Source organism: Enterobacter cloacae complex sp. (assembly GCF_900322725.1).
Taxonomy (GTDB): domain Bacteria; phylum Pseudomonadota; class Gammaproteobacteria; order Enterobacterales; family Enterobacteriaceae; genus Enterobacter; species Enterobacter quasihormaechei.
On record NZ_LT991957.1, the window covers coordinates 4,066,158 to 4,090,330 of the forward strand.

Sequence of the window (24,173 nt, forward strand, 5' to 3'; positions counted from 1 at the left end):
CCCGTAAAATAGGGAAAAACAGGAGGGCGGCTACGCCCTCCAGGACCAGGATAGTCTTCGGAATTTGCCCATGAAAAAACTTCTTCTCATTGCTGTGCCTTTTCTTATGACCGGATGCAGCGTCTATAACCAGTTCGTCGAGCGTATGCAGACCGATACGCTGGAATACCGTTGTGATGAAAAACCGCTGACGGTGAAGCTCAACAACACGCGCCAGGAAGCCAGCTTTATTTATGACAATAAACTGTTGACGCTGAAGCAGGGAATGTCGGCCTCCGGTGCGCGCTACTCTGACGGGATCTATGTCTTTTGGTCGAAGGGTGACAGCGCCACCGTCTACAAGCGAGACCGCATTGTGCTGAACAATTGTCAGCTTGAAAATCCGAAGCGTTGAGATTTTTAAAGGGGGCGCGCACAATAGCGCCACCTAATCTCACTTTCAGCTAACGCCATGTCAGATAACGACGAACTACAGCAAATTGCGCATCTGCGCCGTGAATACACCAAAGGCGGGCTGCGCCGCCAGGATCTTCCCGCTGAACCGCTGGTGCTTTTTGAACGCTGGCTGAAGCAGGCCTGCGAAGCGAAACTGGCCGACCCGACGGCGATGGTGGTTGCGACGGTTGATGAAAATGGTCAGCCGTATCAACGCATCGTACTGCTCAAGCATTATGACGAGAAAGGGCTGGTGTTCTACACCAACCTTGGCAGTCGTAAAGCTCACCATCTGGAAAATAATCCGCGTATTAGCCTGCTTTTCCCGTGGCATATGCTGGAGCGCCAGGTAATGGTCACCGGCAAGGCGGAGCGCCTCTCTACGCTCGACGTGGTGAAATATTTCCACAGCCGCCCGCGTGACAGTCAGATCGGCGCCTGGGTCTCTAAACAGTCCAGCCGAATCTCGGCCCGCGGCGTACTGGAGAGTAAATTCCTCGAACTCAAACAGAAGTTTCAGCAGGGTGAAGTGCCGCTGCCGAGTTTCTGGGGCGGGTTCCGCATTCCTGTTGAGCAAATGGAGTTCTGGCAGGGCGGTGAACACCGTCTCCACGACCGCTTTTTATACCAGCGCGACAACGGTGGCTGGAAAATAGACCGACTGGCGCCGTAAACCCTGAAATTTGTTGTGTTAAGCGCTAGCGCACACCGCGCTGGCGCTTTATTCTATGTACCTTTCGCACCAGGCGAAAAGTCGTGTACCGGCAAAGGTGCAGTCGTTTATACATGGAGAATTTGATGGCAAGCAGTAACTTGATTAAACAATTGCAAGAGCGGGGCCTCGTGGCTCAGGTGACGGACGAAGAAGCGTTAGCAGAGCGACTGGCGCAAGGCCCGATCGCGCTCTATTGCGGCTTCGATCCTACCGCTGACAGCTTGCATTTGGGGCATCTTGTTCCGTTGTTATGCCTGAAACGCTTCCAGATGGCCGGCCACAAGCCTGTCGCGCTGGTTGGCGGCGCGACCGGTCTGATTGGCGACCCCAGTTTCAAAGCCGCTGAGCGTAAGCTGAATACCGAAGACACCGTTCAGGAGTGGGTGGACAAGATCCGTAAACAGGTTGCACCGTTCCTCGATTTCGACTGTGGTGACAACGCTGCGATTGCGGCGAACAACTACGACTGGTTTGGTGGCATGAACGTGCTGACGTTCCTGCGCGACATCGGTAAACACTTCTCTGTTAACCAGATGATTAACAAAGAAGCGGTCAAACAGCGTCTTAACCGTGACGATCAGGGCATCTCTTTCACCGAGTTCTCCTACAACCTGTTGCAGGGCTATGACTTCGCCTGCCTGAACAAGCTGCACGGCGTCTCTCTGCAAATTGGCGGTTCCGACCAGTGGGGTAACATCACCTCCGGTATCGATCTGACCCGTCGCCTTCATCAGAATCAGGTGTTTGGTCTGACCGTGCCGCTAATCACTAAAGCAGACGGTACCAAGTTCGGTAAGACCGAAGGCGGTGCGGTATGGCTCGATCCGAAGAAAACCAGCCCGTACAAATTCTACCAGTTCTGGATCAACACGGCGGATGCCGATGTCTATCGCTTCCTGAAGTTCTTCACCTTTATGGATATCGAAGAGATCAATGCGCTGGAAGAAGAAGACAAGAACAGCGGTAAAGCACCGCGCGCCCAGTACGTGCTGGCGGACGAAGTGACCAAACTGGTTCACGGCGAAGAAGGTCTGGCGGCGGCGAAACGCATCACGGTGAGCCTGTTCAACGGCACCCTGAGCGATTTAAGCGAAGCGGACTTCGAACAGCTGGCGCAGGATGGCGTACCGATGGTGGAGATGGAAAAAGGCGCCGATCTGATGCAGGCGCTGGTCGACTCCGAGCTCCAGCCATCTCGCGGTCAGGCGCGTAAAACCATCGCCTCTAACGCGATCACCATCAACGGTGAGAAACAGGCCGATCCGGAATACACGTTTACCGACAACGACCGTCTGTATGGTCGCTACACGCTGCTGCGTCGCGGTAAGAAAAACTACTGCCTGGTCTGCTGGAAGTAATTAAAAGTATGCAGGGGCGTGGGAAACCACGCCCCTTTTGTTTTGACAGGGTTTGGTAAGTACAAGATGAAGAACATCCTCGCCATTCAGTCCCACGTTGTTTTTGGACATGCTGGCAACAGCGCTGCGGAATTCCCGATGCGCCGCCTCGGGGCCAACGTCTGGCCCCTCAATACCGTCCAGTTCTCGAATCACACCCAGTACGGTAAATGGACCGGCTGCGTGATGCCGCCGTCGCATCTGACGGAAATCGTTCATGGCATTGCGGATATCGACCAGCTTAAACGCTGCGATGCTGTACTGAGCGGCTATCTGGGCTCGGCGGAGCAGGGGGAGCATATCCTCGGCATCGTGCGCCAGGTGAAAGCGGCTAACCCTGCGGCGAAATATTTCTGCGATCCGGTGATGGGCCATCCTGAAAAGGGCTGCATCGTAGCGCCGGGCGTTGCGGAGTTTCATGTCCGTCATGCGTTGCCCGCCAGCGATATTATTGCGCCCAACCTGATTGAACTGGAGATCCTGAGCGGGCATCCGGTTAACAGCGTAGAAGAGGCTGTAAGCGCTTCTCGCGAGCTGATCGCGCAGGGGCCAGAAATTGTGCTGGTTAAACACCTGGCACGCGCAGGATTGAGCAAGGACCGTTTTGAGATGCTGCTGGTGACGAAGGACGAAGCCTCGCATATCAGTCGACCGCTGGTGGATTTCGGTACCCGTCAGCCCGTCGGGGTCGGTGATGTGACCAGCGGTTTACTGCTGGTGAAGCTCTTGCAGGGCGCGAGCCTGCGCGATGCGCTGGAGCACGTGACGGCAGCCGTTTATGAAATCATGATTGCGACGAAGACGATGCAGGAATATGAGCTACAGGTGGTTGCGGCGCAGGATCGTATCGCGAAGCCGGAGCACTATTTCAGCGCCACACGGTTATAACCGTCCAGAGTTCGTAGGCCGGGTAAGCGTCAGCGCCACCCGGCAACACAGGCCACTCGGTTAATTCAGTCCTTCCGCTTTCAGCGCCGCAGCAACCGCAGGGCGTTCCGCCACGCGCGCCATATATGACGCAATATGATCTAACCCGTCCATGTTCAGCTTAACCGCGCGCGCCCAGCGCAGAACGGTAAACAGATAGGCATCGGCGATGGTGAAACGCGAGCCCCCGATCCACTGGTCGTCTTTCAGCGCGTCGTTAATGTACTGTAATTTTTTCTCCAGCAGCATGCGTACGGTGGGTTTGTACTCTTCCGGCGTGTCCGGGCGGAACAGAGGCGTAAAGCCTTTGTGCAGTTCGGTGGCAATATAGTTAAGCCATTCCAGCGTCTTATAGCGCGCAATGCTGCCGGTGGGGGCAAGGAGCTGACGATCCGGTACGTTGTCCGCCAGGAATTGCATAATTGCCACGCCTTCGGTCAGCAGGGTGCCATCATCCAGCAGCAGGGCCGGAACCTGCCCTTTTGGGTTAATCGCAAAAAAGTCATCCCCGTTTTCCAGGCGCTTTTTCATCAGGTCAACGCCGTCCAGCGTGAAATCCTTACCGCTCTCGCGAAGGGTGATATGCGAAGCAAGAGAGCAGGCGCCCGGTTTATAGAACAGTTTCATCGGTAACTCCTTTTTGCTGAGGTTCCCGCTATGTTAGTGCGCGTTCGGATAAAAAAAAAGCCGCTAATCAATTAGCGGCTTCTGTTCACTCGTTTCCCGATGACATTACGCGTTCGCGGTGTTGGTCGCTTTAGCGGATTTGTCGTCGTCCTGCGTCATACGATTGAGTTTAGGTGCGGTCAGCAGCATCAGCACGGCAATCACGGCGGTCGCGATACCAATTTGCATGAACACGGTGCCGTAGACGTTCAGGGAGACCAGCGGGTCGGTAACGTTGTCCGGTACCGCCATCAGATTCGCAATCTTACCTGCAATGATCGCTGCACCCGCGGTAGTCAGGAACCAGCTACCCATGATGAAGCCCATCAGACGCTGAGGAACCAGCTGTGCAACCATTGCCAGGCCCAGACCGGAGATCATCAGCTCACCGATAGACTGCAACGCATAGCTCAGGATCAGCCAGTTAACAGAAACGATACCCGCATCGGTCGCGAATTTCGTCCCCAGCGGCAGCACCAGGAACGCGCCTGAGCACAGCACCATACCGATAGCGAACTTGTGCGGCATCGGCAGACGGTCGCCCATCTTGTTATAGATAGCAGCCAGAATCGGGCTACCAATCATGATCCAGAACGGGTTCAGTGCCTGATACTGCTCCGGCTCGAACGCGATACCCAGAATGGAGTGTTCAACGTTGCGGATAGCGAAGAAGTTCAGAGACGTTGGCATCTGGCTGTACAGAACGAAGAAAATAATCGCTTCCAGCATCAGGATGAACGCCACAATCATCTTACGACGTGCCGCACCCTGCATCGCGAAGGCTTCTTTAGCGAAGATGATTACGATACCCAGCGCAACCACGGCCAGTACGGCACGCGCGATACCCTGGTTGTGCAGCAGCCAGGTGGCAACAGCAGCCAGAATCACAATGCCGACGATGGTTGCCAGCAGTTTGCCCATATGCACGGGTTCGAAGTCTGGTTTAGAACCATAATCTTTAACCCAGCTACGGCAGAACAGGAAGTTCACAACGGTGATCAGCATACCCACAAAGCTCAGCGCAAACGCTACGCTCCAGCCGAATTTCGCGGCCAGCCATGGGGTTGCCAGCATAGAGAAGAATGAACCGATGTTGATGGACATGTAGTACATGGTGAATGCACCGTCCAGACGCGGATCATCTTTGTTGTAGCAGGTAGAAAGCAGGGAGGACGGGTTAGCCTTAAAGAGGCCGTTACCTACCGCGATGGTGGCCATACCCATGTATACCACGCCCGCATCGTGCCCGGACCATGCAACCAGACCATAGCCAATCGCCAGAACCACGGCGCCCAGCATAATCACGCGTTTCGTACCGAGGACTTTATCGCCTAACCAGCCGCCGATAGCGACCAGGCCATAGACCAGAGCACTGAAGGACGAGAACAGCGTGATGGAATCGGCTTCGGACATACCCAGTTGCTTCACCAGGTAAACGGCCATAATCCCTTGCAGGCCGTAGTAGCCAAAACGCTCCCATAATTCGATAGAGAAAATGAGATAGAACGCTTTAGGCTGTTTGAAAGCGTTCAGACTTACGCTTTCCTCTGTTGGTTTATTGTTTGCAGTCGACACATATACCTCTTTTTTTACATCCCATATTAACGGGGGTGTTCATAGCGTGATGACCGTAGTCCATCCGCTTTATAGTTATATTGGGAGGGGAAACGGCGGGTAATGTTCACTATCCAGCCCCATCTGGCAATACGTTTGTAATAATCTGTTACATATAACTGCGGCGGTATATTCATCGGTTCACGCAAATGTTATGCAGCGTTAAATTTCATCCGTTGAGAATTGTTGGTTTTTTTCACTGTAAATGACCCTGTTGAATGGCTGTATGGCGATATGTTCTGCTATTTTGGGTAAATGGCAGTGATATAGCCCATATTCTGAAAAATGACTGGTCTTATGTGCGGTGTGGAGCCGATGAGATCTTGTCTGGCTAAGGGGTCGGAAGGGTTTTAACAACAAAAATCCAACATCAGGTTATCAGAGTGATCGCGATCACAGATGTATAGAAATTTTTGGTGATGAAAAAACTATTAACCTTTTTGAGTGTTAAATGACCGAAGAATCGACAAGGCTTAATGTAAAAAGAGAGGGCAATTTATGGTCACCTGAGACGATACCAGAGCCCTTATTACAATTAAGGGCTTAGGCATGTAAAATGGCTGACCGCTCAGGGATAGACTTTTTCTTTGTACTCACACAGATCTTCGATGATGCAGGAGCCGCAGCGTGGTTTACGTGCAATGCAGGTATAACGCCCGTGAAGGATGAGCCAGTGGTGGCAGTCCACCTTAAACTCCGCAGGGACCACCTTTAACAGCTTCTCTTCAACCTCTTCAACGTTCTTGCCCGGCGCGAACCGGGTGCGGTTAGAGACGCGGAAGATATGGGTGTCCACGGCGATCGTCGGCCAGCCAAACGCCGTATTCAGCACCACATTTGCCGTTTTCCGCCCGACGCCCGGCAACGCTTCCAGCGCAGCGCGATCTTCCGGAACTTCACCGCCGTGTTGCTCCAGCAGGATCCGGCAGGTCTTAATGACGTTTTCGGCCTTGCTGTTAAACAGGCCGATGGTCTTGATATAGGATTTCACCCCTTCAACGCCCAGCTCCAGCATGGCCTGGGGCGTATTGGCGACAGGGTAGAGCAGGGCCGTTGCCTTGTTGACGCTCACGTCAGTGGCCTGCGCGGAGAGCAGCACCGCGATCAGCAATTCAAACGGCGAGTTAAAATTCAGCTCCGTCGTTGGATGAGGGTTCTCATCGCGCAGGCGCGTGAGGATCGCTATGCGTTTCTCTTTATTCATGCTGCTTTCTCGGGGATCCCTTCCTGTACGCTGCGTTCAGCGGCGCGGCGCTTACGTTTTTCATCAATCAGGTATTTTAACGCCAGCATCATCCCAAGGCCAATGAAGGCTCCCGGGGGCAGCATCGCCAGCAGGAACGGGGTGTCCGTATGGAACACCTCAATGCGCAGCGACTTCGCCCAGCCGCCAAGCAGCGCGTCAGCACCGTCAAAGAGCGTGCCGTTGCCCAAAATTTCACGCAAGGAGCCGAGAACAAACATGGCGGCAGTGGCGCCCATGCCGATCGAAAACCCATCCAGCGCGGAGATGGCCGGGTTGTTTTTCACCGCGAAGGCCTCAGCGCGGCCAACGACAATACAGTTGGTCACGATAAGGGGAATGAAGATCCCGAGAGACTGGTACAGGCCAAATGCGTAGGCGTTAATCAGCATTTGCACGACGCTGACTACCGACGCAATGATCATGACATAAATCGGAATACGGATTTCCGACGGCGTCCAGCGGCGCAAAACAGAAATTGAGAAGTTGGTCAGGGTCAGCACCAGCGTGGTCGCCAGCCCCAGTCCGAGCGCGTTGGTGGCGGTAGACGTCACCGCCAGCAGCGGGCACAACCCCAGCAGCTGTACCAGTGCCGAGTTGTTTTTCCAGAGTCCCTGGACGATAACCTCTTTAACCTGGCTCATGGTCACTCCTCACAGGCGGAAAGGTGATTGATCTGCGCGGGCAGCGTTTCGGCATACAGCCCGGCGCGTTTGACGGCGTTAACTACCGCGCGAGGCGTAATCGTGGCGCCGGTGAACTGGTCAAACTCGCCGCCATCTTTTTTCACCGCGAAAGTGGGATCGTCCTCGCCGTGAATCATCTTCCCGGCGAAGTGTAAAATCCAGTCGCTTAAGCGGGTTTCAATTTTGTCGCCAAGGCCCGGCGTTTCGTGATGTTCCGTCACGCGCGTGCCCAGCACGGTGCCGGAAAAATCACTGCCCACAAGCAGCTGAATCGCGCCGGAGTAACCGTCCGGCGCGGTGGCTTCCATGACGGCACCCACCGGGCTATCGCCCTTACGGGCAATATAAACGCGGTGCGTTCCTTTACCGAGCTGCGGGGCCTGCACAACAAAGCAGCTTTTTTGCAGATCGTTATCATAGAGATCTGATGGGATCACCTGATCGAACAGCGCTTTTTGCTGCTTGATTGCCTGCTCTTCAATGGTGTTTTTCGTCAGTTCGTTCACCAGCGCGGTCATTCCGGTGAGGGCGGCGGCGAAGATCGCCAGCGTGACGCCGTGTTTTTGCATTGTCTTTAGCATGGCGTGACCCTTAGCGATGGCCGTACACGCGCGGACGCGTGTAGTAGTCGATGAGCGGAACGGTGATATTCGCCAGCAGCACGGCAAAAGCCACGCCGTCCGGATAGCCGCCAAAGCTGCGAATGAGCCAGACCATCAGGCCCGCCAGCGCGCCGAAAATCAGACGGCCACGGTTTGTGGTGGAGGCCGTGACCGGATCGGTCAGAATGAAGAATGCCCCGAGCATGGTCGCGCCGGAGAGCAGATGGAGCTGCGGGCTGGCCAGTGAATCCGGTGAAATAACCCAGCCGAGCGTCGAGCAGACGGCCAGCGTTACCAGGAAGCTCACCGGAATATGCCAGCGGATCGCTTTTTGTTGCAGCAGGAAGGCGCCGCCCAGGAGGTAGGCCAGATTGACCCACTGCCAGCCAGCGCCCGCCAGCACGCCGCTGAAAATGGAGGATTTCATCACCTGCTCAACGCTGTGACCGGCGCGCAGGGAGGTTTTGAAGGTATCAAGCGGGGTGGCCTGGCTGATACCGTCCACGCCCATGCGAAGCGCGTTCATATCCGCGCCCAGCGCGGTGTGGCCGGTAAAGATAACGTGCAGGGCATCCATAAAGCCGGGCACGGTGGCGGCGATCTCATGCGGCGGCAGCCAGCTGGTCATCTGTACCGGGAAGGAGATCAGCAGCACCACGTAGCCAATCATCGCCGGGTTAAACGGATTATGGCCCAACCCGCCGTACAGCTGTTTAGCGATAATCACCGCAAATACCGTCCCCAGCACCACCATCCACCACGGGGCGAACGGCGGAATGCTGATGGCCAGCAGCAGACCGGTCAACAGGGCAGAGTTATCGCTCAGGATGCGCGTGACGTCCATTTTGCGCAGCTTCAGGATCGCGGCTTCTGCTGCAACGGCGCTGGCACAACCCAGAATCAACTGGAAAAGCGTACCCCAGCCGAAAAACCAACACTGAACGGCAATACCTGGCAGCGCGGCCAGGCACACCAGCATCATAATACGCGATGTCTGGCGCTGGTTATGGGTATACGGGGAACTTGCAATTCTGAAAACCATTTAATCCTCGTTAACGGCTTGCTGCGCGGCTTTCTTTGCCTGAACGCGCGCAATCGCGGCGGCGACTGCGGCTTTGCGTGGATCGTCGTTAGCGGCCGCAGGCAGGTCGTCCTGCTGCGCCGCTTTTCGTGCTTTTGCGCGGGCGATGGCCGCTTCAACGGCGGCTTTACGCGGATCGACGGGCGCTTCACTCTCTTCGGCAGGCTGACTCTGCGCTGCTTTACGTGCTTTGGCGCGGGCAATAGCCGCTTCCACGGCCGCCTTGCGCGGATCCGTCGCTTCCTGTTCAACCACTACCGACTGCTGTCCGGCTTTGCGGGCTTTTGCACGGGCGATAGCCGCCTCCACCGCCGCTTTACGCGGGTCGATGTCGGCTTCCGGATTGGCGTTTTGCGCTTTCTCCGCCTGACGTGCGCGCGCTTCGGCTTTACGCGCCTCGCGGGCTGCAATCGCTTCGCTGTTGTCCGGCTTCTGTCCCGCCACGATCGCTACCGCCTGGGCGGCAGTGGCTTTTTTCTCGCGCACGCGGGCCAGGGCTGCGTTAATGGCGTCCTGATCTTTGGCCGCAGGCTGCACGGCGGCCTGCTTATGCCGTTCCTGACGGGCTTGTTTCTCGCGCTCCAGTCGCGCCTGGCGCGCTTCAAATCGGGCCTTCGCTTCAGCGGCACGTTTTTCTTCCATGGAGATCGCGTAGATTTCGGCTTTCTCCTGACGGAAGTACTGCACCAGCGGAATATTGCTTGGGCAGACCCAGGCGCAGGCACCGCATTCAATACAGTCTGCCAGATTATGCGCCTGAGCTTTATCGTGCAGCTGGCCTTTGCTGTACCAGTACAGCTGCTGCGGCAGCAAATCTGCCGGACACGCGTCCGCGCAGGCGCTACAGCGGATGCAGCCTTTCTCTTCCTGCGTTTCGCCCATCTCCGATGGGGATGGGGCCAGCAGGCAGTTGGTAATCTTCACTACCGGCACGTCGAGCCACGGCAGGGTAAAGCCCATCAGCGGGCCGCCCATAATGACCATCTGATCGCTTCCCGGGCAGAAGTCCGCCTGTTCAAGCAGATGACGTACCGGCGTACCCAGACGCGCCCAGACGTTACCGGGACGGGAGACGGACTCGCCGGTCAGCGTGACGACGCGTTCGGTCAACGGCTCACCGTCGATGACCGCACGCTTCACCGCGTAAGCGGTACCCACGTTTTGCATCAGCACGCCGATGTCGGACGAACGGCCCCCGTGGGGTACCTGTTTACCGGTCAGGATCTGCGTCAGCTGCTTTGCCCCGCCGGACGGGTATTTCGTTGGGATCACGCGAAGACCAATATCATGGCTGTCGGCCAGCACCGCGCGCAGCATCGAAATGGCCTGCGGTTTATTGTCCTCAATACCAATCAGCACTTCACGGGGTTGCAGAATATGCGCAAGGATGCGAATACCTTCCACCACCTGCGCCGCGCAGTCCTGCATCAGACGGTCATCGGCGGTGATGTACGGTTCGCACTCGGCGGCGTTGATAATCAGCGTTTCGATTTTATCGCCGCCGCCGTGCAGCTTGACGCCGGTCGGGAAGCCAGCGCCCCCGAGACCCGCCACGCCGAACTGATGAATGCGTGCAATCAGCTCTTCACGGCTGCGGGCGCGGTAGTCGCTCCAGCCGTCACGATCGATCCAGCGGTCTTCGCCATCGGCTTCAATGATGACGCTCAGCTCAGACAACGCCGACGGATGGGCAACGGTATGGGGGGCAATGGACACCACCTTACCGGAAGTCGGGGCATGTATCGGCAACATCCGGCCGCGACCAAAGGTCAGCGGCTGACCGCGAAGAACGCTATCGCCTTCCTTCACGCACAGCTCACCCTCAGCGCCGATGTGCTGTTTGAGTGGCATAACGTAACGGGTCGCCAGCGGGATCTGGCGCAGCGGCGTGCCGTTAGACTGCGATTTCATTTCCGGCGGATGAATACCGCCATCGAAATCCCAGATCTTCTCTTTTCTGAAAGCAGAAAATAACTTAAGCATGTTGTTCCACAGGAATATTGCGAACCGGAATGGTCTGAAGATCCCACTTCCAGTTTTCGGTAGTCGTTTCAACCGGGCGTAGTTCTATACACTGCGTCGGGCAGGGCGCCACGCAGAGATTACAGCCGGTGCACAGATCCGCCACAACGGTGTGCATCGCGCGCGTAGCGCCCACAATGGCGTCTACGGGACACGCCTGAATACATTTGGTGCAGCCGATGCAGTTGGCTTCGTCGATCACAGCAAGGGCACGGATGGGCTCCTGCGCCTGTTCATCACCGTCGACAGGCTGCGGATCGACGTTAAGCAGCGCGGCAATTTTAAGCATGACGGCTTCGCCACCCGGCGCGCAGCGGTTGATCTTTTCTCCCTGCACGCCCACCGCCTCAGCGTAAGGGCGACAGCCAGGGTAGCCGCACTGCCCGCACTGGCTTTGCGGTAAAAGCTCATCAATTTTTTCAACAACCGGATCGTCCTCTACCGCAAAACGGCGGGAGGCATAACCCAGAATGACGCCAAAGACGAGTCCCAGTACGCTGATGGACGCGATGGCAATCCAGATAGCACTCATTACAACTTCACCAGACCACTAAAGCCCATAAAGGCCAGAGACATTAAACCGGCGGTCACCAGGGCGATGGCGTTACCGCGAAACGGCGCGGGAATATCCGCCGCTGCCAGACGTTCGCGAATCGACGCGAACAGGACCATAACAAAGGAGAAACCGACCGCCGCGGAAAAACCGTACAGCGCCGACTGCATGAAATTATGCCCAAGGTTGATGTTGAGCAGCGCCACGCCCAGCACCGCACAGTTAGTGGTGATGAGGGGCAAAAAGATGCCCAGCAGACGATACAGGGCAGGGCTGGTTTTTCGCACAACCATTTCGGTAAACTGCACCACGACCGCGATGACCAGGATAAAGGACAAGGTGCGCAGGTAAAGCATGTCCAGCGGGATCAGGATCCAGGTGTCAATCAGCCATGCGCAAATGGAGGCCATCGTCATCACGAAGGTGGTAGCCAGCCCCATGCCCATTGCCGTCTCCAGCTTTTTGGAGACGCCCATAAACGGGCACAGGCCAAGGAACTTCACCAGTACGAAGTTATTAACCAGCACAGTTCCGACAAAGAGCAGTAAGTAATCGGTCATTATTTAGCCTGAAATAAAATAGCCGCCTATTATCGGATAAACGACAACAGGCCACAACAGGTTAACTGTAAGGTTATTACGGGTTAACGAAGGTCTTCTTAACGCGCGTCGAACGCTTGAAATAGGGCACCAGAAGCGCCGTTGCCAGCAGCGGAAACAGGAGCTGGCGAACCGCCAGCGCGTCAGATACTGGCGAAAAAGCGAACGCTTTAACGGCCAGCAGCACGGAGACAAGCAGCCAGATAATATAATGTTTCGGCACGTTTTTGCGGCGCTTAAAGAAGGCGATGGTCAGCCACAGCGTGTAGTACCACATTGCGATCGCGAAAACGAACGACACAAACCACGTTGCAATATTAAGCGCACTCTGGGACATCAGCGTCTGAATAGCATGAGGCGTAACCAGTGCGGTGGTGTAAAGCAACAGCGCCAGCGATGCGCTTAATAGTGCCACCAGCAGCCATGCCAGCGGGGCGATTAACCAGCCCCCAATTCTTTCTCCAGGCAATGCGGTCATACGCTCTCCCATAGTCTGCGCGAAATGTTATACAGAAATTTGCAGGGCGGAGAGTATATAACATTTCGCGCCGAAGGCTACTTTCTTATACAACGTAACGCCAGACGGACTTAGGCACTTCCCCCACGTTGAACAGACGACCGCCGGAGACGAGTTCGGCGCGACGATGGTCAGCAGCGCGGTACATATTGATGATGTCCTGATTATCCGACAGCGTGTAGTTCAGATGGTCAAACAGTTTTTCCAGGCTTTCAAGGGAATTGATCTTGCGAAATTTTAATAAATAGTCCTGAACTGTCATATTAATAAGTTTCCATATAAAAGGGTAATACCCATAAAGGTAATGCGTTCGAATAATAAACGGATTAATAAAGACGTAAACTGTCCACTCGGGTAACGCGACGAAATTAGGAGTTTTCTTTGCGAAGAATCAGGCATCAGCAGATGCCTGGAAGAGAAGGGTAACCCCGTTCATTACGGCTGGCAATACGTACCATAACGTAATGTGTCACGCTTTATGACGGTATGGCTTACTTTTGTTGTGCGACAGTGACGGGCTCCGGCGGCTGGTAGTTATCGATATGGCTGGCAATGCCAAGCAACACGACCGAAACCCCAAGGACAATCCATCCCGCTAATTCAATGATTCGATTAATTATTGACGTCATAATTTGTGTTTGTAATTTATCCATAAATACAGATTACAAATGTTACAGCGCCCTTTTCTCCAGAGCAAGCGCTTTGGGAACGATTCCTCGTGACAATATGTCTCCTTTAATGCGGCGTTACAAAAAAACGTTTCCGCGGGATGCTATTTTAACGCTCAGGGCACATTATTAATCTGTGCGATAAGCACAGGGCCAGTGATAAATAAGCGCACAGCGAGGGGCACACGATGAGTGAAAACATCCGCGTCGGTCTTATTGGCTACGGGTACGCAAGTAAAACCTTTCATGCACCTCTGATTGCCGGCACGCCGGGCATGGCGCTGGCGGCTATTTCAAGCAGCGATGAAGCCAAAGTCCACGCCGACTGGCCCACCGTGCCGGTGGTGACGGAGCCTAAGCATCTGTTTAACGATCCTAATATTGACCTTATTGTTATCCCTACCCCTAACGACACCCACTTCCCGCTGGCGAAAGCGGCGCTGGAGGCGGGTAAACACGTTGTCGTCGATAAGCCCTTTACCGTGACGTTGTCACAGGCGCGAGAGCTGGACGCGCTGGCGCGAAGCCTGGGGCGGTTATTGTCGGTCTTTCACAACCGGCGCTGGGACAGCGATTTCCTGACGGTGAAAGCGCTGCTGAGCGAAGGCACGCTCGGGGAAATTGCCTATTTTGAATCGCACTTCGATCGTTATCGTCCGCAGGTGCGTGACCGCTGGCGCGAGCAGGCGGGGCCGGGCAGCGGCATCTGGTATGACTTAGCGCCGCATCTGCTCGATCAGGCCGTCCATCTGTTTGGTCTGCCCGTGAGCATGACGGTCGATTTAGCGCAGCTCAGGCCGGGCGCGGAGACAACCGACTATTTTCACGCGATTTTAAGCTATCCTCAGCGCCGCATCGTGCTGCACGGGACAATGCTTGCGGCTGCGGAATCGGCCCGCTATATCCTTCACGGGGCGCGCGGCAGCTACGTGAAGTTCGGCCTGGATCCCCAGGAAGAGCGCCTCAAAAATGGCGAACGCTTACCGCAGGAGGACTGGGGCTACGACATGCGGGACGGGGTGGTGACGCGTGCGGAGGGCGAGACGCTGGTTGAGGAAACGGTGTTGACCCTGCCGGGGAATTACCCGGCCTACTACGCTGCAATCCGTGACGCGCTGAACGGTTCAGGTGAAAATCCGGTTCCGGCGAGCCAGGCCATCCAGATTATGGAGCTCATCGAGCTGGGGATCGAATCTGCCAGACATCGCGCCACGCTCTGTCTGGCATAGGTGTTAAATACGTTTGTAGGCCGGGTAAGGCGTAGCCGCCCCCCGGCAAAGGGTTTATGCGGTCGCCACCTTATCCCGAAGCGCCTGTTTCTCTTCAGGCGTCAGGAAGGCAATTTCCAGCCCGTTGATTTGTGCCTGACGGATCTGCTCGCGGCTCAGTCCGGCCTGCGGTGCGGCGACAGTGTATTCGTGAATAATATCCACGCCCTGAACGGCCGGATCGTCCGTGTTCAGTGAAGCGAGAACCCCGTGTTCCAGGAAGGTTTTCAGCGGGTGTTGCGCCAGCGATGCCACCGTACTGGTCTGAATATTGGAGGTCAGGCAGGATTCAATTCCGATACGTTGCTCTGCGAGGAAATCCATCAGCGCACGGTCTTCAATCGCCTTCACGCCGTGACCGATACGTTCTGCACCCAGCTCACGAATGGCCTGCCAGATGCTTTCCGGCCCCGCGGCTTCACCCGCATGAACGGTAATGTGCCAGCCGGCATCACGTGCGCGGTTGAAATGAGACAGGAACAGGCTGCCCGGGAAGCCCAGCTCGTCACCGGCGAGGTCGATGGCGGTGATCTGGTCGCGATGCGCCAGTAACGCCTCCAGCTCCTGAAGACAGGCCGCTTCACCGAAGGTACGGCTCATAATGCCGATTAAACGCGCCTGAACGTCAAAGGTTTTGCAGCCTTCACGCACGCCTTCAATGACCGCTTCAACCACGCCCGCCACGGGCAGGTTGTGGGTCATCGCCATATAGCCCGGGGAGAAACGCAGCTCGACATAGTGCAGGCCGTTGCGTGCGGCATCTTCGATGTTTTCAAAGGCGACACGGCGACAGGCATCGAGCGAGGCCAGCATCTTCACGCCCCAGTCGAGCTTGCTCAGGAAACTCACCAGATCCGGCTCGTTCGACGTGACCTGGACATGGGGGATCAGGGTTTCAAGCGTTTCAGCAGGAAGCGTCAAGTTGAACTGGCGGCCAAGATCGAGAATGGTTTGGGCACGAATGTTGCCGTCAAGGTGGCGGTGAATATCGGTTAAAGGCAGGCGTGTATCAATCATGGTCGCACTCTTTGCTGGTTAAAGTGCGCCATATTATAAAAACAAAACGGGGTAAAAAGCTATTTGCGCAAGGGAATATTCCGTTGCGCAAATAATTTACAGCAGCGTGTTGATGCCCGCGATGAGGCGCTGAACGCCCTGTTCAAGCTTACTACGGGGGCAACCCGCGTTCAGACGAACGTAGCCTTTTCCTTCTGCTCCATAGGTATATCCCGGCATGATGGCCACTTTTTGCTGCTCAATCAGCACCTTTTGCAGCGTATTGTCGTCAATGCCGAGCGGGCTAAGGTCAATCCAGGCCAGATAGGTGGCCTCAGGCGGTTGCCAGCTGAGTGCCGGAAAGGCGGTATTCAGTTCGTCAGCAATATAGCGCAGATTTTCTGCAAGATATGCCCGCAGCGCATCCAGCCAGGGTTCGCCCTGCCGATAAGCCGCAATGTGTGCGGTCAGTGCCAGCACGGAAGGGGAAGAGAGCCCGTCCCGTCCTTTTAATGCATTCAGATAGGCGTTACGGCTGTCGTTATCGGCGATGAGCCCGTAGGCGCCCGTCAGCGCCGGAATGTTGAAGCTTTTGGATCCCGAGGTCAGCAGCGCCCATTTGCCACTCGCCACCTCATTCCAGGGCGTATGGCGATGCGTTCCCCATACCATATCCATATGAATTTCGTCGCTGATTACCGCCACATCGTATCGTCTGCAAAGCGCCGCCATTGTGGCCAGCTCGTCCCGCGTCCACACTTTGCCGGTCGGGTTTTGCGGGCTACACAGCAGCAAAATCGTGTTTTCCGGTTTTGCCAGCGCCGCTTCCAGCGCGGCCATATTGCCGTCCCAGCCATGCGCCGTTTTCTGCATCGGCACGGAAACAACGTTACGCTGGTTGCCTTCGACCGCTTTGTAAAACGCATCATAAGCCGGAGTATGAACCACCACGCCGTCGCCAGGCGAGGACCAGATGCGGATCAGCTCAGAGACCATATAAATAACCGACGGTCCATACACCACGGTTTCGCTATCAATCTGACTGTTAAAGCGTTGCCGGAACCAGTGCGCTACGGCGGCCAGGAAGTCGTCATTTTTCCAGCGACTGTAGCCAAACACCCCGTGGTTAATTCGCTGGTGCAGCGCTTCGATAATGCAGGGGGCGGTGGCAAAATCCATATCAGAGATGGTGAAGGGCAGCAGGTCGGCAGCGCCAAAACGGTCGGCGACATAATCCCACTGGGTACACCAGGTGCCGTGTCGATCCACGACGGTAGAAAAATCAAACATGACGGTGCTCCGTAAAGTAAAACCCCCTCATGACGAGGGGGACGAGGCATCAGGCTTCGACGGTTCGCATCAGGGTTGCCAGCTCATCCTTTACTGACTGAACCTGCGGGCCAATGACGACCTGCAAATTGTGTTGATTTAACTGTACCACGCCGATAGCCCGGTTAGCTTTAAGGGCGTTGGTGTCCACTTTCGACATGTCTGCCACTGACAGGCGCAGGCGGGTGATGCAGTTATCCAGAGAGGTGATGTTATCCGCACCGCCGAGCGCCGCCAGAATAGCCGGCGTGTTATAGCCGGATTTACCCACGGTTCCGGCTACCGCCTGTTCAACGCTGGTGGCCGTATCGGCATCGCGGCCTGGCGTTTTCAGGTTAAAGCGGGTGATGGCGAAGCGGAAGATCCCGTAGTACACCGCAAACCAGATGGCCGCCACTACCGGCACCAGATACCACTTGGTGGACAGGCCGTGCAGGATACCGAACACCACGAAGTCGATCACGTTGCCGTCGGTATTGCCGATGGTGACGCCCAGCACCGCCATCACGGTGAAGCCCAGGCCGGTCAGCACGGCGTGAATGAGGTACAGCACCGGGGCAACGAACAGGAACAGGAATTCGATAGGCTCGGTAGTGCCGCCTACGACGCAGGCGATCACGCCGGAAATCAGCAGGCCTTTAATTTTATGCCGGTTTTCCGGACGGGCGCAGTGGTACATCGCCAGCGCCGCGCCGGGCAGACCGCCGAGGAAGGCAGGCATTTTGCCCTGTGACAGGAAACGGGTCGCGCTTTCAGAGAAGCCGTGCGTGGTCGGGCAGCTCAGCTGCGCCTGGAAGATGGTCAGCGCGCCGCTCACGGAGTGGCCGCAGACGTCCATGGTACCGCCCGCTTCGGTAAAGCGGATCAGGGCAACCAGAATGTGCTGTAGGCCGAACGGCAGCAGCAGACGTTCGCCCGTGCCGAAAATCATCGGTCCGAAATCACCCGCGCCGTTGATAATGCGGCCAATACCGGCAATCCCCATCGCAAAAACGGGCCAAATCAAGGGGATGATCAGGCCAAACAGCCCCATCACAACCAGCGTAATAATTGGCACAAAGCGGGTGCCGCCGAAGAAGGCCAGCGCATCGGGCAGGCGGATGTTATGGAAGCGCTCGTGCAGCATCCAGATGATCACCCCGGCGATCACGGCTCCCAGGATCCCGGTGTCGATGGACTGAATGCCGATCACGCTCTGAATGTTATTGGCTTTCAGTACGGCCGCGTCGGTCGTCGGCAGTATGCCTTTCGCGGTCAGCCAGAAGTTAACCGCAAGGTTCATGACCGCATAGCCCACGAAGCCCGCAAAGGCCGCCACGCCTTTATTTTCGCGCGCCAGGCCCAGAGGGATGGCGATACAGAACATCACCGGCAGGAAACTGAAGGCAAACGATCCGACCTTGCTCATCCAGATGAAGATCGCCTGAAGTACCGGATTTCCCAGGAAAGGGATCAGGGTTATGACATCGTGGCTGCTTAACGAACTGCCAATCCCCAGCATGATCCCGCAAAAGGAGAGAAGTGCCACGGGCAGCATAAAGGTCTTACCCAGTTGCTGGAAAAACTCCCACAGCGATATTTTTTGTGCTGCTTTCGTCGTCATAAAACGACTCCTTAAATGGTAGAAAGAGATTTAACGGCCTCGATGCAGCGAGAAGATAAAACGTTTTATCAAACTTTAGTGCGCGCTAAATCACATTCTCAGGCTTTTACTGGTAGTATAAAGATAACGTATTGATAAAACGTTTTAGCGTTCTCATTATCAGGGAGTCACGCCACCACATGGCTGTAGCGAAAAAGATCACCATCAACGATGTCGCGCTGGCGGCGGGGGTTTCCGTCAGCACCGTTTCGCTGGTACTGAGCGGAAAGGGGCGCATCTCTCCTGCAACGGGTCAGCGCGTCAACGAGGCCGTTGAGCAGCTGGGCTTTGTGCGAAATCGCCAGGCGTCGGCGCTGCGCGGCGGGCAAAGCGGGGTGATAGGGCTGATCGTGCGCGACCTCACCTCGCCGTTTTATGCAGAACTGACCGCGGGGCTTACCGAGGCGCTTGAAGCGCAGGGGCGAATGGTGTTTCTGCTCCACGGTGGGCGCGAACCGGAGCAACTGCTCTCCAGGCTGGATATGCTGCTGACGCAAGGTGTGGATGGGGTGATAGTGGCCGGCGCGTCCGGCGTGGGCAGCGAACTCTGTGAGCGCGCCGCGCAAAAAGGGGTACCGCTGGTGTTTGCGTCGCGCGCCAGCTATCTCGACGAAGCCGATACCCTTCGCCCGGATAACATGCACGCCGCGCAAATGCTGACCGAACATCTTATTCATCGCGGCCATCAGCGCATCGCCTGGCTCGGCGGTAAAAGCTCGTCCCTCACGCGTGCCGAGCGGGTGGGCGGTTACTGCTCCACGCTCATCAAATACGGCCTACCGTTTCACAGCGAATGGGTGGTGGAGTGCGAATCCAGCCAGAAGAAAGCCGCAGAAGCCATCGGCACGTTGCTCCGCACCAGCCCGACAATCAGCGCGGTGATTTGCTATAACGATGTGATTGCGATGGGGGCATGGTTCGGCTTGATCCGCGCCGGACGCCAGAGCGGTGAGGGCGGGGTAGAGACCTTCTTCGGTCACCAGGTGGCGCTGGGGGCGTTTGCCGATGTGGGTGAAAATGCGCTGGACGATCTCCCCATCGTCTGGGCGACGACGCCGGCTCGGGAAATGGGGTACACCCTGGCGGACAGGATCATGCAGCGGATCGAGAAGGCGGACGTACAGGCCGGGCATCAGATTGTGGCGGCGCGGTTAGTGACGGTGAAGTGACGCAGGCTCAGAATCGTAGGCCGGGTAAGGCGCAGCCGCCACCCGGCAAATATAGCTGGTTGCCCGTACTTTTTGCCACGTCTGAATCGAAAAAATAACCCTGCTTGCAGAAAAGTTAACAGCTAAAAGAGCGTACCGAACCGCTGGTTTAGGTGGCTTTTACCTTTCTCTTTCATCTATGCATTTCATATCTGGAAGCATCCTCGCAAACCCGTAAGAAACGCCATGTAAACCATAAATCATTATTTATTCCTGACTGCATCGAGTTTAAAGTGCCCCCACTGCGGCAAAATCCGCAGTCAGGCGTGGAAACCTGAACCATCACACGACGACACAGTTTTAGTGTCGGGGCAGCGCATATCCTTGTAAAATCAACGGTGGCGCTGATAGGGCAGTCGAAAGACTGGCTGAAGACCGTGTGATTCAGTTTCCACCCCTGTCAGCGCCGCCACCCTCTGAGCGTGGAAACTTAGACTGTGGCTTTAAAACATCACACGGAGGCTGCCATATGGCTACGATCCCAACTCTTGCTCACCCTCATTCCACTGACAGTTTTAGCTGTCAACTTCTTGACCTGCCGATATCCTCAACGCTGGATCTCTTCGAATTGACGGATTGCTGCTGTGCTTTTGTCAATGTGCTGCTGGAAACCCACGACAAAGCAGAGAGATTAGCTTTGTGTGGCCGTCTGGCTTTTACTCTCAATGAGCTAAAAAATCGATGTGAGGAAGATTTACCGTCTCATCTGCTAGAGCGATTGAGTGCTGCGCTACCTGCACAATCCTGCGTTCCGGATTGCTGGCAAGATACTGCGATGCTGGTGGGATATGCTCAGGCGCTTAATCAGGCGTTGTTGAGCCAGACTCTGGCAAGTACTGTGTCACAAGAACTTGCTGGGTTATTGCATGACCTGATTTATCTTCTGGCTGACTACGTAAGAGAACCTTACCTGTCACACTGAGGTCACGCCCGGCGGCGCGTTGCTTGCACGGGCCTACAACGGCCAGACACGTAGGCCGGGTAAGGCGTAGCCGCCACCCGGCAATAAAAAACCCCTCTCACGAGGGGTTTTGTCGATTACTGCTGCGGTACTGCCGGCGGCGCTGCCGGTTCAGCCGGTGCCGGAATGCCCAGCGTCGGCATACCAAACATGCCGACAAAATCTTCCAGCGGCATTTTGTCGCCGTTGAGCGTTACCTGACCATTAGCATATTGCAGGCTGGTGGAAATGGTGTTGTCTTCCACCTTCGTGATGCGGAACATCTGGCCCATCGCCGCCAGGCCTTTCACCTGCTGGTTCGCCAGTTTGCCTGCATCCTCTTCACCATAACCTTCAAGCTTCGCAATCTGCGTCATGAACTCGGTCGCCATATCCATCGGGATAGTCAGCTTGCTGTCGAGCGACTTCACGCTGCGGTCAACTTCCTGCGCCAGGGTCTGCGGCTCGCCGGTAGCGGCTGCCGGATCCTTCAGGAACAGCGACAGGTTGAAGTTGGTTTCGCCCTTGTCGTTTTTCCAGCTCAGTGGCGCAACGGTAATTACCGGCTCGCCTTTCAGCAGGATCGGCAGGTTATTAAACAGCACGCTCATCGCCTGCTGCTGGTACGCCTGCGGGTTCTGTTGCAGGGCGGCATCGGTCAGCAGAGCCTGGCTCTCTTTGCTGTATTTCTGGCTAAATTCGTGCCATGCCTGGCCGTCAATGTTGCCGATTTTCAGTGACAGCTTGCCGGTACCCAGGTCCTGATTCTGAACCTTCAGGCTTTTCAGGCTGTAATCCAACTGGGTGTTGATGCTTTTGCCGTCTTTGGACACGTCCGACTTGCCGTCCAGATCCATGCCTTCCAGCACCGCCATCTCCTTGCCTTCAATCGCAATGGCGATCTTATCGAGGCTCAGCTTCTGGTCGCCAATACGCTCGTCAAAATCGGTCATGCGGCTGTTGCCGCTGGCCTTCAGGTTGTTAAAGGTGAGCTGAACTTTCTGGTTATATTCATTAACTGAATTCACCAGGCCGCTTTCAGCATCGCCGGTCAGGGAAACATTCTTGCCGTCACGATCGGCGTCAAGCTTGAAATTACCGCCGCTGAAGGCGACTTTATCGGTGCCTTGTTCATAATTCAGCGCTTTCAGGTCGATGTCGGAATGCGTATCGCCGGCATAGCTGATGCGGGTATTGATCTCAAACGGCGACGTATTTTTCGACATATCGAACAGCGGCTTCGTCACCTCATTATTGACCAGTACGGTTCTGGCTGATGCCATGGAGGGGATCAGGTTAAATTTCTTCAACTGCGCCAGCGGGAACGGACCGTGGCTGACCACCTCATCCAGCACCACGCTCTGGCCCGGTTTCAGCCAGGCGTTCTGATTACCCGCAACCGGCTTCACCACCACCTGCATATGGCTGGTAAACACGCCGCGCTGGTAATTCTGGTAGCTCAGCTCCAGGCCTGCTTCAGGCGCGCTGCGCTTAATCTCGCTGTTTGCCTGCGCCATCATCTCTGCCAGACGGCTTTCCAGCTGTTTCCCGGTATACCAGGAAGCACCCGTCCAGATCACGCCTAAAGCAACAATCACTCCTACCGCTACGACCGATTTTTTCATTGCGATTATCCCTAAAATGAAACCAGGCGGTCAAAACCGCCTGGTGTTACAACGCCTGTTACTAGCTTAGCAAGAGTTGTTAAAAAATTCAGTAAGTCCCTATAGCTTATTAAAAACGCGCGCCAGACGGCCAGTGCCGCTCACGAAGACAGGCGACTCGTTTGCCGGAACAAAAGCGGATTCCCCCGGCTTGAGCACCAGACGCTCGCTACCGTTATGCAAGGTCGCTTCACCTTCCACGCAGAACAGGATCGCCGCGCTCTCCTGTGCAATGGCGGTTTCGTCTGCGCTAAGGTCGTGCAGGGAGAAGGCAAAATCATCAACCGGGATCGGGAAGTCCAGCTCTGCGCCGTTTTTCACCGGCTGGGTAAGCAGCTCCGCAGCAGGTTTCGCCTCGAACTTCACGTTGGCTACCAGCTCAGGGATGTCGATGTATTTAGGCGTCAGGCCCGCGCGTAGCACGTTATCGGAGTTAGCCATCACCTCCAGCGCCACGCCGTTCAGGTAGGCGTGCGGGGTTTCAGCGAACAGGAACATCGCTTCGCCCGGATTGAGCTTCACCACGTTCAGCAGCAGCGGAGAGAAGAGGCCGCTGTCGTCCGGGTAAAACGCGGAAATCACGCGAATGGTCTCCCATGGCTCACCTTGCTGGCCGTTCAGCGCGGCTTTCAGCACCGCCAGCGCGTGGGATTTTTCCTCGCCCTGCATATTCAGCAGGCTGGCAAACAGCGCGCTCAGGGCTTCCGCGGTAGGGTTCTCCAGGAAGTGGGCGATAGACTTGTGCGCCCCGGCGACCGGTTGCAGCAGAGAAATAATCTCGGAAAACTCGCGGAAGGCATTCATCGCCAGGAAAGGGGTAAGGGCGAACACCAGTTCCGGCTTGTGGTTAGGATCTTTGTAGTTACGTTCTGCCGCGTCTAACGGAATACCTGCGGCATTTTCTTTGGCAAACCCGATTTCAGATGCTTTTTTGTTTGGATGAACCTGAATGGAGAGCGGCTGATCGGCGCACAGTACCTTGAACAGAAACGGCAATTCACCAAAACGATTTGCCACTTTTTCGCCGAGCAGCGCAGCCTTGTCGGCGTCGATGACGTCACGCAGGCCGCGAACCTGGCCGCTGGCATCTTCTATTTTTGAGCTGCTCTTCGGGTGCGCGCCCATCCACAGCTCTGCCATCGGCAGATTGTCCGGGTTGGCGATACCGTAGAGATCCGTTAACGCAGTTTTACTTCCCCAGGCGTAGTTTTGCACTGAGTTGATGAGTTTTTGCATTATCAAGCCCTGATTCAAATGTGGAGTTAACTCCGGGTATTAAAGCAATAAACCGGATGGAAGTAACCTGCGGATGTAAAAAGTCGTACTAGTCTCAGTTTTTGTTAAAAAATTGTGTAGGATAAGCTGACTCGCTTTTAAGCCGGGCAGCGGAACATCTGCCCT

24 protein-coding genes are annotated in these 24,173 nt (G+C 55.8%); 7 read left to right on the forward strand and 17 right to left on the reverse strand.

All coding sequences use genetic code 11. The features are described from left to right. The first annotated feature begins 64 nt into the window (after positions 1-64). From mliC to pdxY, 4 genes are all read left to right on the forward strand, one after another. The gene (mliC, locus tag DBR02_RS20060) at positions 65-394 is read left to right on the forward strand and encodes a C-type lysozyme inhibitor (protein WP_107535221.1); all 330 of its coding nucleotides are present in this window, start codon (positions 65-67) and stop codon (positions 392-394) included. A gap of 57 nt (positions 395-451) precedes the next feature. Further along, positions 452-1,108 carry a pyridoxamine 5'-phosphate oxidase gene (pdxH, locus tag DBR02_RS20065; RefSeq protein ID WP_107535222.1) on the forward strand — a complete coding sequence of 219 codons (657 nt, stop codon included), beginning with the start codon at positions 452-454 and terminating at the stop codon, positions 1,106-1,108. A gap of 125 nt (positions 1,109-1,233) precedes the next feature. Further along, positions 1,234-2,508 carry a tyrosine--tRNA ligase gene (gene tyrS, locus DBR02_RS20070; RefSeq protein ID WP_107535223.1) on the forward strand — a complete coding sequence of 425 codons (1,275 nt, stop codon included), beginning with the start codon at positions 1,234-1,236 and terminating at the stop codon, positions 2,506-2,508. A 66-nt stretch (positions 2,509-2,574) separates the two neighbouring features. Then, on the forward strand, positions 2,575-3,435 hold the full coding sequence (gene pdxY / locus DBR02_RS20075; RefSeq protein WP_107535224.1) for a pyridoxal kinase PdxY: 861 nt from the start codon (positions 2,575-2,577) through the stop codon (positions 3,433-3,435). 60 nt (positions 3,436-3,495) lie between these two features. Here the strand turns inward: pdxY and gstA are convergent, their stop codons facing one another. The 12 genes from gstA to blr all read right to left on the reverse strand — a co-directional run bounded on the left by gstA (position 3,496) and on the right by blr (position 13,674). Continuing rightward, positions 3,496-4,101, reverse strand: a complete 606-nt coding sequence (gstA, locus tag DBR02_RS20080; RefSeq protein ID WP_063448912.1) for a glutathione transferase GstA — start codon at positions 4,099-4,101, stop codon at positions 3,496-3,498. Positions 4,102-4,206: 105 nt separating this feature from the next. Further along, positions 4,207-5,715: a dipeptide/tripeptide permease DtpA gene (gene dtpA / locus DBR02_RS20085; RefSeq protein WP_107535673.1), complete on the reverse strand. Its 1,509-nt coding sequence runs from the start codon at positions 5,713-5,715 to the stop codon at positions 4,207-4,209. Positions 5,716-6,322: 607 nt separating this feature from the next. Further along, on the reverse strand, positions 6,323-6,958 hold the full coding sequence (nth, locus tag DBR02_RS20090) for an endonuclease III (RefSeq protein ID WP_015570668.1): 636 nt from the start codon (positions 6,956-6,958) through the stop codon (positions 6,323-6,325). Continuing rightward, complete coding sequence (locus DBR02_RS20095; RefSeq protein ID WP_006808988.1) at positions 6,955-7,641, reverse strand: electron transport complex subunit E; 687 nt, start codon at positions 7,639-7,641, stop codon at positions 6,955-6,957. Before DBR02_RS20095 ends, nth begins: the two co-directional genes overlap by 4 nt. Before the next feature lie 2 nt (positions 7,642-7,643). Continuing rightward, positions 7,644-8,264 carry an electron transport complex subunit RsxG gene (gene rsxG, locus DBR02_RS20100; protein ID WP_107535225.1) on the reverse strand — a complete coding sequence of 207 codons (621 nt, stop codon included), beginning with the start codon at positions 8,262-8,264 and terminating at the stop codon, positions 7,644-7,646. Between the two features lie 10 nt (positions 8,265-8,274). Next, positions 8,275-9,327, reverse strand: a complete 1,053-nt coding sequence (rsxD, locus tag DBR02_RS20105; RefSeq protein WP_107535226.1) for an electron transport complex subunit RsxD — start codon at positions 9,325-9,327, stop codon at positions 8,275-8,277. After that, positions 9,328-11,349 carry an electron transport complex subunit RsxC gene (gene rsxC, locus DBR02_RS20110; protein WP_107535227.1) on the reverse strand — a complete coding sequence of 674 codons (2,022 nt, stop codon included), beginning with the start codon at positions 11,347-11,349 and terminating at the stop codon, positions 9,328-9,330. It abuts the gene before it with no gap. Next, a complete protein-coding gene (gene rsxB, locus DBR02_RS20115; protein WP_063866964.1) occupies positions 11,342-11,920 on the reverse strand; it encodes an electron transport complex subunit RsxB in 579 nt (192 codons plus the stop codon). The genes rsxC and rsxB overlap by 8 nt, the downstream gene beginning before the upstream one ends. Beyond that, positions 11,920-12,501, reverse strand: a complete 582-nt coding sequence (gene rsxA / locus DBR02_RS20120) for an electron transport complex subunit RsxA (RefSeq protein ID WP_022647920.1) — start codon at positions 12,499-12,501, stop codon at positions 11,920-11,922. Before rsxA ends, rsxB begins: the two co-directional genes overlap by 1 nt. 76 nt (positions 12,502-12,577) lie before the next feature. Further along, positions 12,578-13,018: a DUF2569 domain-containing protein gene (locus tag DBR02_RS20125; RefSeq protein WP_017693547.1), complete on the reverse strand. Its 441-nt coding sequence runs from the start codon at positions 13,016-13,018 to the stop codon at positions 12,578-12,580. 85 nt (positions 13,019-13,103) lie between these two features. Further along, entirely contained in the window at positions 13,104-13,319 is a 216-nt protein-coding gene (ydgT, locus tag DBR02_RS20130) for a transcription modulator YdgT (protein WP_000217941.1), read from the reverse strand. A gap of 229 nt (positions 13,320-13,548) precedes the next feature. After that, positions 13,549-13,674, reverse strand: coding sequence for a division septum protein Blr (blr, locus tag DBR02_RS20135; protein WP_151884424.1), 126 nt, complete (start codon positions 13,672-13,674; stop codon positions 13,549-13,551). A 239-nt stretch (positions 13,675-13,913) separates the two neighbouring features. On the opposite strand from blr, the gene DBR02_RS20140 reads away from it, so the two are divergent. Beyond that, positions 13,914-14,954 carry an oxidoreductase gene (locus DBR02_RS20140; RefSeq protein WP_107535228.1) on the forward strand — a complete coding sequence of 347 codons (1,041 nt, stop codon included), beginning with the start codon at positions 13,914-13,916 and terminating at the stop codon, positions 14,952-14,954. A gap of 54 nt (positions 14,955-15,008) precedes the next feature. On the opposite strand, the gene add is transcribed toward DBR02_RS20140, so the two are convergent. The 3 genes from add to malX form a co-directional block, all read right to left on the reverse strand. Beyond that, a complete protein-coding gene (gene add, locus DBR02_RS20145) occupies positions 15,009-16,010 on the reverse strand; it encodes an adenosine deaminase (protein WP_063448903.1) in 1,002 nt (333 codons plus the stop codon). A 96-nt stretch (positions 16,011-16,106) separates the two neighbouring features. Beyond that, positions 16,107-17,279: a MalY/PatB family protein gene (locus tag DBR02_RS20150; protein WP_107535229.1), complete on the reverse strand. Its 1,173-nt coding sequence runs from the start codon at positions 17,277-17,279 to the stop codon at positions 16,107-16,109. A 49-nt stretch (positions 17,280-17,328) separates the two neighbouring features. After that, positions 17,329-18,921 carry a maltose/glucose-specific PTS transporter subunit IIBC gene (gene malX, locus DBR02_RS20155; RefSeq protein ID WP_063866957.1) on the reverse strand — a complete coding sequence of 531 codons (1,593 nt, stop codon included), beginning with the start codon at positions 18,919-18,921 and terminating at the stop codon, positions 17,329-17,331. Between the two features lie 179 nt (positions 18,922-19,100). Here malX and DBR02_RS20160 point away from each other — a divergent pair, with 179 nt between their 5' ends. Then, positions 19,101-20,129: a Mal regulon transcriptional regulator MalI gene (locus tag DBR02_RS20160; RefSeq protein WP_107535230.1), complete on the forward strand. Its 1,029-nt coding sequence runs from the start codon at positions 19,101-19,103 to the stop codon at positions 20,127-20,129. A gap of 508 nt (positions 20,130-20,637) precedes the next feature. Continuing rightward, positions 20,638-21,090: a hypothetical protein gene (locus tag DBR02_RS20165; protein WP_107535231.1), complete on the forward strand. Its 453-nt coding sequence runs from the start codon at positions 20,638-20,640 to the stop codon at positions 21,088-21,090. Positions 21,091-21,206: 116 nt separating this feature from the next. Here DBR02_RS20165 and DBR02_RS20170 read toward each other — a convergent pair whose 3' ends face one another. Both DBR02_RS20170 and manA read right to left on the reverse strand, forming a co-directional pair. Then, on the reverse strand, positions 21,207-22,733 hold the full coding sequence (locus tag DBR02_RS20170) for a YdgA family protein (RefSeq protein WP_107535232.1): 1,527 nt from the start codon (positions 22,731-22,733) through the stop codon (positions 21,207-21,209). 99 nt (positions 22,734-22,832) lie between these two features. Further along, positions 22,833-24,008 carry a mannose-6-phosphate isomerase gene (gene manA, locus DBR02_RS20175; RefSeq protein ID WP_107535233.1) on the reverse strand — a complete coding sequence of 392 codons (1,176 nt, stop codon included), beginning with the start codon at positions 24,006-24,008 and terminating at the stop codon, positions 22,833-22,835. Positions 24,009-24,173: the final 165 nt, after the last annotated feature.